8 protein-coding genes and 1 pseudogene are annotated in these 6,817 nt (G+C 67.4%); 3 read left to right on the forward strand and 6 right to left on the reverse strand.

Annotated elements, in window-relative coordinates:
* The 3 genes from B3446_RS09295 to B3446_RS09305 all read left to right on the forward strand — a co-directional run.
* On the forward strand, positions 1-170 hold a 170-nt coding region (locus tag B3446_RS09295; protein ID WP_291380328.1), incomplete at its 5' end, for a Holliday junction DNA helicase RuvB C-terminal domain-containing protein.
* Between the two features lie 103 nt (positions 171-273).
* Positions 274-1,239, forward strand: coding sequence for a threo-3-hydroxy-L-aspartate ammonia-lyase (locus tag B3446_RS09300; protein WP_175123200.1), 966 nt, complete (start codon positions 274-276; stop codon positions 1,237-1,239).
* A 104-nt stretch (positions 1,240-1,343) separates the two neighbouring features.
* Entirely contained in the window at positions 1,344-2,270 is a 927-nt protein-coding gene (locus tag B3446_RS09305) for a complex I NDUFA9 subunit family protein (RefSeq protein ID WP_291380287.1), read from the forward strand.
* A gap of 6 nt (positions 2,271-2,276) precedes the next feature.
* Here B3446_RS09305 and ruvA read toward each other — a convergent pair whose 3' ends face one another.
* The 6 genes and pseudogenes from ruvA to B3446_RS09335 form a co-directional block, all read right to left on the reverse strand.
* Positions 2,277-2,849: a Holliday junction branch migration protein RuvA gene (gene ruvA, locus B3446_RS09310; RefSeq protein WP_175137187.1), complete on the reverse strand. Its 573-nt coding sequence runs from the start codon at positions 2,847-2,849 to the stop codon at positions 2,277-2,279.
* A gap of 128 nt (positions 2,850-2,977) precedes the next feature.
* The gene (gene ruvC / locus B3446_RS09315; RefSeq protein WP_142050713.1) at positions 2,978-3,526 is read right to left on the reverse strand and encodes a crossover junction endodeoxyribonuclease RuvC; all 549 of its coding nucleotides are present in this window, start codon (positions 3,524-3,526) and stop codon (positions 2,978-2,980) included.
* A complete protein-coding gene (purH, locus tag B3446_RS09320) occupies positions 3,526-5,115 on the reverse strand; it encodes a bifunctional phosphoribosylaminoimidazolecarboxamide formyltransferase/IMP cyclohydrolase (protein WP_291380292.1) in 1,590 nt (529 codons plus the stop codon). Before purH ends, ruvC begins: the two co-directional genes overlap by 1 nt.
* 101 nt (positions 5,116-5,216) lie before the next feature.
* Positions 5,217-5,456 carry a helix-turn-helix domain-containing protein gene (locus B3446_RS09325; protein WP_006217670.1) on the reverse strand — a complete coding sequence of 80 codons (240 nt, stop codon included), beginning with the start codon at positions 5,454-5,456 and terminating at the stop codon, positions 5,217-5,219.
* Positions 5,457-5,492: 36 nt separating this feature from the next.
* On the reverse strand, positions 5,493-6,518 hold the full coding sequence (dusB, locus tag B3446_RS09330) for a tRNA dihydrouridine synthase DusB (protein WP_279974858.1): 1,026 nt from the start codon (positions 6,516-6,518) through the stop codon (positions 5,493-5,495).
* Between the two features lie 118 nt (positions 6,519-6,636).
* Positions 6,637-6,817: pseudogene (locus tag B3446_RS09335) on the reverse strand (monooxygenase); the annotation flags it as partial.

Here is a 6,817-nt window from a genome sequence, read left to right on the forward strand (position 1 = left end):
AAGAGCGCGACACGATCGAGGACGTTATCGAGCCGTACCTCATCCAGCACGGCTACCTGCAACGCACGCCGCGCGGCCGCACCGCCACGCTGACCACCTGGCGCCACCTGGGCCTGGCGCCGCCTGCGGGCACCGCCACCGGCGGCTCCGGCGACCTCTTCGGCAAATAATCCGCGCCACGCGCCGTCATGCCAACGGGCGGCGCGCAAACCGCGCGACGGGTTTATGATCCGAGGGTTTCGTTTCCCCCTCGCGATCTAAGGACCTTATTCCATGCAGCCCGAATTGCCCTCCTATGATGACGTCGTGCGCGCCAGCGAGCGCCTGGCCGGCAACGCACACCGCACGCCCGTCCTGACCTCGGCCACCGCCGATGCCATCGCCGGCGCGTCGCTGTTCTTCAAGTGCGAGAACTTCCAGCGCATGGGCGCGTTCAAGTTCCGGGGCGGCTACAACGCCATCGCGCGCCTCACGCCCGAGCAGCGTGCCGCCGGCGTGGTGACGTTCTCGTCGGGCAATCACGCGCAGGCCATTGCGCTGGCCTCGAAGCTGCAAGGCGTTCAGGCCACGATCATCATGCCGCTGGACGCGCCCGCGGCCAAGCGCGCGGCCACCGAAGGCTACGGCGGCAAGATCGTCACGTACGACCGCTACACCGAAGACCGCGAGACCATCGCCCGCCGCATCCAGGCCGAAACCGGCGCCACGCTGATCCCGCCGTACGACCACGAGGACGTGATTGCGGGGCAGGGCACCGCCGCCAAGGAGCTGTTCGAGGAAGTCGGCGAACTGGACTACCTGTTCGTGTGCCTGGGCGGCGGCGGCCTGCTGTCGGGCTCGGCCCTGTCCGCCTTCGCGCTCAGCCCGCGCTGCCTGGTGTACGGCGTCGAGCCCGAAGCCGGCAACGACGGGCAGCAGTCCTTGCGCAAGGGTGAAATTGTCCGAATCCCCGCGCCCAAGACGCTGGCCGATGGCGCCGCCACCACGCACCTGGGCAACATCACTTTCCCCCTCATCCAGAAGTACGTGCGCGACATCGTCACGGTGACGGATGAACAGCTCGTCACGACGATGAAGTTCTTTGCCGAGCGCATGAAGATGGTCGTGGAACCCACGGGCTGCCTGGCCGCGGCGGCCGTCATGCAGAACGTGGTGCCGGTGCGCGGGGCCCGGGTCGGCGTCATCATCAGCGGCGGCAACGTCGACCTTCCGGCCTACGCCCGGCTGCTGGCGGGCTGACGCGCATCAAGCGGCGCGCGCGGCGTGCGCCCTGCGCGCGCTTGCGCCTGCCGACCTGGCAAGGCAGAATCGAACCTCGATCCTGACGAACCGGAGGCTACGCCATGCGTATCCTTGTCATTGGCGGCACGGGCTTCATCGGCCGCCACTTGGTAGCACGGCTTTGCGCGGACCCGCATCAGATCGTCGTGCCCACGCGGCTCATTGCACGCGGACGCGACCTGCAATTACTTCCCACCGTCACGCTGCTTCAGGCGGACATCCATGATGACGCCGCGCTCGACGGCATGGTCCGGGGCTGCGATGCCGTCGTGAATCTGGTGGGCATCCTGCATGGCAACCTGGGCCGGCCGTATGGGTCGGACTTCGCGCGGGCCCACGTGCATCTGCCGCAGCGCATTGCGCAGGCCTGCGTGCGCTACGGCGTGCGTCGCCTGCTGCACGTCAGCGCGCTGGGCGCCGATTCCAGCGGCGACAGCATGTACCAGCGCTCCAAGGGCGACGGCGAGGCCGCCATCAAGGCGGCCTACCAAGACCGCGGCGATATCGGCTGGACCATCTTCCGCCCGTCGGTGCTTTTCGGCCCCGACGACAACTTCACCAATATGTTTGCGTCGCTGGCGCGCTGGCTGCCGGTGCTACCACTGGCTGGCGCCAATGCGCGCATGCAGCCCATCTATGTGGGCGATGTGGTGACGGCCATGGTCAACGCGCTGGCCGATACGCATACCTGCGGCAAGACCTACGAACTGGGCGGGCCGCAGGTCTACACGCTGGGCGAGATCGCGCGGCTATGCGCCGCCTGGAGCGGCCATCCGCGTCCCGTCATCAGCATCCCGATGGGGGTGGGGCGCATGCAAGCCCGGCTGTTCGAATGCATGCCGGGCACGCCGCTGATGTCCCGCGACAATCTGGATTCACTGCGCCGCGACAACGTCTGCGGCGGGCCGATCGCGCCCGAGCTGCATGTGGTGCCCACGGGTCTGGAAGCCGTGGCGCCGCGCTACCTGCAACACGGCAAGACGGCCTAGCGCGATTTAGCGCACCAGCGCCTTCAGCGCCTGCTTGATGCCGTCGGACACGCCCACGCCTTCGGGCAGCGTCTTCAGGGCCGACAGCGATTCCTTCTCGGAGTAGCCCAGCGCCAGCAGGGCATTCAGGATGTCGGACTGGTTGTCGTGCGTGACATGCGCCGCAGCGCCGATGTCCGCGCCCAGCTTGCCGCGCATCTCCAGCAGCAGGCGTTCCGCGGTCTTCTTGCCGATGCCCGGCACGCGGGTCAGGCGGCCCGACTCCTGCAGCGTGATGGCCTGCGCCAGGTCCGCCACCGACAAACCCGACAGCACGGACAGGGCAGTGCGCGCCCCGATCCCGCTGACCTTGATGAGCTCACGGAACGCGCTGCGTTCGCCGGCCGAGGCAAAGCCATACAGGATGTGCGCGTCTTCGCGCACGGTCAGGTGCGTGTAGAGCGTGACGCGCGCGCCCGTGTCGGGCAGCGAATACAGCGTGCTCATGGGCACGTCGATGTCGTACCCGATCCCGCCCACGTCCACGCAGATCGTGGGGGGCAGTTTTTCGATCAGGGTTCCGGTGATTCTTCCGATCATGGTGAGAGGCCTGGCAATGGTGGAGCCGCGCAATGCGCGGCAGATGCGGGGATTCTATACGTGCGGGCGCGCGAGCGGGCGGGGCCGCGTAGGCGTGATGTGACGCAGCGAAAAAGGGAAAGCGGGGATCAGCCGATCAGCCGGCCGTTGCGGATGCGGGTCTTGCCGCCCATGCGCAGCGCGCTGCCCAGGCGTTCCAGCTTGTCCTGCAGCGGACCCACGTGCGCGTGGCAGATCGCGCAGGCCAGCGCGTCGGCCGAGTCGGGGGCGGGCACGCCGTCCAGCGCCAAGAGATGCTGCACCATCATCTGCACCTGCTCTTTCGCCGCGCGGCCGGTGCCGACCACGGCTTTCTTGATCTGCAGGGCGGTGTATTCGTGCACGTCGAGCGAACTGTCGGCCAGCGCGCACAGCGCCGCGCCGCGCGCCTGTCCGAGCAGCAGGGTGGAAGCGGGATTGGTGTTCAGGAAGACGATTTCCAGCGCGGCCACGTCGGGTTGCGTGTCGCGGGCCACCTGGCGCAGATTGTCCAGGATGACCTTCAGGCGTTCGGACAGCGTCAGCGCCGGCGGGACCACGATGGTCCCGCTGGCCACGTAACGCAGCCGCGAGCCTTCGGCATCGATCACGCCGAAGCCGGTGCGGCGCAGGCCGGGATCGATGCCGAGGACGCGCATCAGTGGCGGAAGTGGCGAGTGCCGGTCAGCACCATGGCGATGCCGTGTTCGTCGGCGGCGGCGATGACTTCGTCATCGCGCACGCTGCCGCCGGGCTGGATCACGCAGGTCGCGCCAGCCGCCACCACGACGTCCAGGCCGTCGCGGAACGGGAAGAACGCGTCGGACGCCACCGCCGAGCCCTTCAGGGTCAGGCCGGCGTTTTCCGCCTTGATGGAGGCGATGCGGGCCGAGTCGATGCGGCTCATCTGGCCGGCGCCGACACCGAGGGTCATGCCGCCGCCCACGAACACGATGGCGTTGGACTTGACGTACTTGGCGACCTTCCAGGCGAACGACAGGTCGTTCATTTCCTGTTCGGTGGGCTGGCGCTTGGTGACGACCTTCAGGGCGTCGCGCGGCACGTTGTAGGCGTCCGGGGTCTGCACCAGCCAGCCGCCGCCCACGCGCTTGATGTCGAAGGCGTTCTGGCCCGTGCCCATCGGCACTTCCAGTACGCGCACGTTCTTCTTGGCGGCCAGGATGGCCAGCGCGGCGCCGTCGTAGGCCGGGGCCAGCAGCACTTCCAGGAATTGCGCGCTGACGGCTTCGGCGGTCGCGGCGTCAACCGGACGGTTGAAGGCGATGATGCCGCCAAAGGCCGACGTCGGGTCCGTCTTGAAGGCTTGCTGGTACGCCCCCAGCGTATCGGCCGCCACGGCCACGCCGCAGGGGTTGGCGTGCTTGACGATGACGCAGGCGGGCGCCTCGAAGCTGCGCGCGCATTCCCACGCCGCGTCGGCGTCGGCGATGTTGTTGTAGGACAGTTCCTTGCCCTGAAGCTGGCGGTAGTTGCCCAGCAGGCCGGCCGGACGCTGCGCGTCCACGTAGAAGGCGGCGCTTTGATGCGGGTTCTCGCCGTAGCGCAAAGCCTGTTCCTGCTTGACCTGCAGCGTCAGCGTGCCGGGCCATTCGTTGCGGGCGGGCACGGCTTCCTGCGTGGGTTCGGCTTCGGTCAGGCTGGTCAGGTAGGCGGCGATGGCGCCGTCGTACGCGGCCGTGTGGGCGTAGACCTTGGCGGCCAGCGCCAGGCGCAGACCGTAAGAGGTCGAGCCGCCCTTGTCCATTTCGGCCAGGACGCGCGAGTAGTCGACCGGGTCGATCACGACCGTCACGCCGCCGGCTTCGGTGCCGTGGTTCTTGGCGGCAGCGCGCAGCATGGCAGGGCCGCCGATGTCGATGTTCTCGACGGCGTCGGCAAACGTGCAGTCGGGCTTGGCGACCGTCTCACGGAACGGGTACAGGTTGACCACCAGCATGTCGATGCGATCGATGCCAGCCGCCTTGATCGTGTCCATGTGCTCGGCGCTGTCGCGGCGGGCCAGCAGGCCGCCGTGGATCTTCGGGTGCAGCGTCTTCACGCGGCCGTCCAGGATCTCGGGCGAGCCGGTGTGGGCGGCCACTTCGGTGACGGTCAGGCCGGAATCGGCAAGCAGCTTGGCGGTGCCGCCGGTCGACAGCAGGCGCACGCCACGCGCGGCCAGGGCGCGGGCAAATTCAACGATGCCGGTCTTGTCGGACACCGAAAGCAGGGCGGTTTCGATTTTCATGATGGGACGGAGTGGGGCGGGGACGCCTTTCTCGTTCTGGTCGGATGGGAAATCTGGAGGGGGCGGCGGCGCCAAGCATGCGCCGCCCGCGCGGGGGAAAGCTAAACCTGGATATTGTGCGCCAGCAACTTCTTGCGCAGGGTATTGCGGGTGATGCCCAGCATCTCGGACGCCCGGGACTGGTTGCCGCCCGACCGCTCCAACGCTACTTCAAGCACCGGGCGCTCCACGCAGCGCATGACCATGTCCCACATATCGTGGGGCTCGGACTCGCCCAAGTCTTCGAAATAGCGCTCCAGGCTGGCGCGCACGCATTCTTCCAGGACATCTTTCTTGCTCATTTGAGTACAGATATTTTTATGTTGGTGTTTAGGCGGTCATGCCGCCAATAGGGCTTCTGCGGCCGGCGCCGGGGTAGGGGCGCCGTCGCGTGAGAGCGTGTCGAACCAGTCCGCCACCGCCCGCCATTGGTCGCGGGTGTTGTCGATCAGGTTCATGCCGGCGCAGAACGAATCCGCGCCTGGCAGGCCGTCCACATACCAGCCTATGTGCTTGCGCGCGGTGCGTACGCCGGTGTGCTCGCCATAGAAACGGTAGTGGTCGTCGAGATGTTCGAGCAGCAGCTCGCGCATTTCCCTATAAGAGGGAGGGGCCAGTGTTTCGCCCGTGCGCAGGTAGTGGTCGATTTCGCGGAAGATCCACGGACGGCCCTGGGCCGCCCGGCCAATCATGACCGCATCGGCGCCAGTGTAATCCAGGACATGCCGGGCTTTGGCGGGCGAGTCGATATCTCCGTTCGCAATGACGGGGATGCCGATTTCGGCCTTGACGGCGCGGATGGTGTCATATTCCGCCTCGCCCGTATAGAGGTCGGCCCGCGTGCGGCCGTGCAGCGTGAGGGCGGCGATGCCGGCGTTTTCGGCCAGCTTGGCGACGCGCAAAGCATTGCGGCTATTGCGATCCCAGCCGGTGCGGGTCTTCAGGGTGACGGGCACGCCCAGCGGGGCGCAGGCGGCGACCACGGCGTCCAGGATGCGGACGATCAGGTCTTCATGGCGCAACAGCGCCGATCCCGACGCCACATTGCACACCTTCTTGACCGGACATCCCATGTTGATGTCGATGATCCGGGCGCCCTTGTTGGCGTTGAAGGCCGCCGCCTCGGCCATCATGGCGGGGTCCGCCCCGGCGATCTGCACGGAAATGGGGGCGATCTCGCCATCGTGGTTCAGGCGGCGCGAGGTCTTGACGCTGTCCCAGAGTTTCGGGTTGCTGGCGGCCATCTCGGACACCGCGTAACCCGCCCCCAGCTTCTTGCAAAGCTGGCGGAAAGGACGATCCGTCACGCCCGCCATGGGCGCGACAAGAACGTTGTTGGGGAGGGTCCACTGGCCTATGCGCATGCTCACATTTTAACCGGCTCGATCGAACCCCCATTTTTGGGGCGCGAGGGCCTGGTAACAAACAGGGAATAAAAGACGACGATCCAGCCCCTAGGCGGGGCCGGATCGGGGGGGTAGGTCAGGCGCGGAAACCCTGCAGCAGGTGCTGCGCGAGCGGGGCGCGCAGCGGGGAGGCAAGGTCCATTCCCAATAGCGCGGCGCCGCAGGCGTGTTCGACGGGCGCGAGGCCGGTGGCGAAGATGCGCGGCATGAAATCGGTGAGCCCGGCGGTGATGAAACGATCCAGATGGCGCGCGCTG

This window comes from Achromobacter sp. UBA5777, from assembly GCF_002418565.1.
GTDB lineage: Bacteria > Pseudomonadota > Gammaproteobacteria > Burkholderiales > Burkholderiaceae_B > Achromobacter > Achromobacter animicus.

Excerpts from the sequence above, each read along its gene's own strand:
- B3446_RS09300 (WP_175123200.1), top strand. The coding sequence starts at position 274 with ATGCAGCCCGAATTGCCCTCCTATGATGACGTCGTGCGCGCCAGCGAG.
- B3446_RS09305 (WP_291380287.1), top strand. The coding sequence starts at position 1,344 with ATGCGTATCCTTGTCATTGGCGGCACGGGCTTCATCGGCCGCCACTTG.
- ruvA (WP_175137187.1), bottom strand. The coding sequence starts at position 2,849 with ATGATCGGAAGAATCACCGGAACCCTGATCGAAAAACTGCCCCCCACG.
- ruvC (WP_142050713.1), bottom strand. The coding sequence starts at position 3,526 with ATGCGCGTCCTCGGCATCGATCCCGGCCTGCGCCGCACCGGCTTCGGC.
- purH (WP_291380292.1), bottom strand. The coding sequence starts at position 5,115 with ATGAAAATCGAAACCGCCCTGCTTTCGGTGTCCGACAAGACCGGCATC.
- B3446_RS09325 (WP_006217670.1), bottom strand. The coding sequence starts at position 5,456 with ATGAGCAAGAAAGATGTCCTGGAAGAATGCGTGCGCGCCAGCCTGGAG.
- dusB (WP_279974858.1), bottom strand. The coding sequence starts at position 6,518 with ATGCGCATAGGCCAGTGGACCCTCCCCAACAACGTTCTTGTCGCGCCC.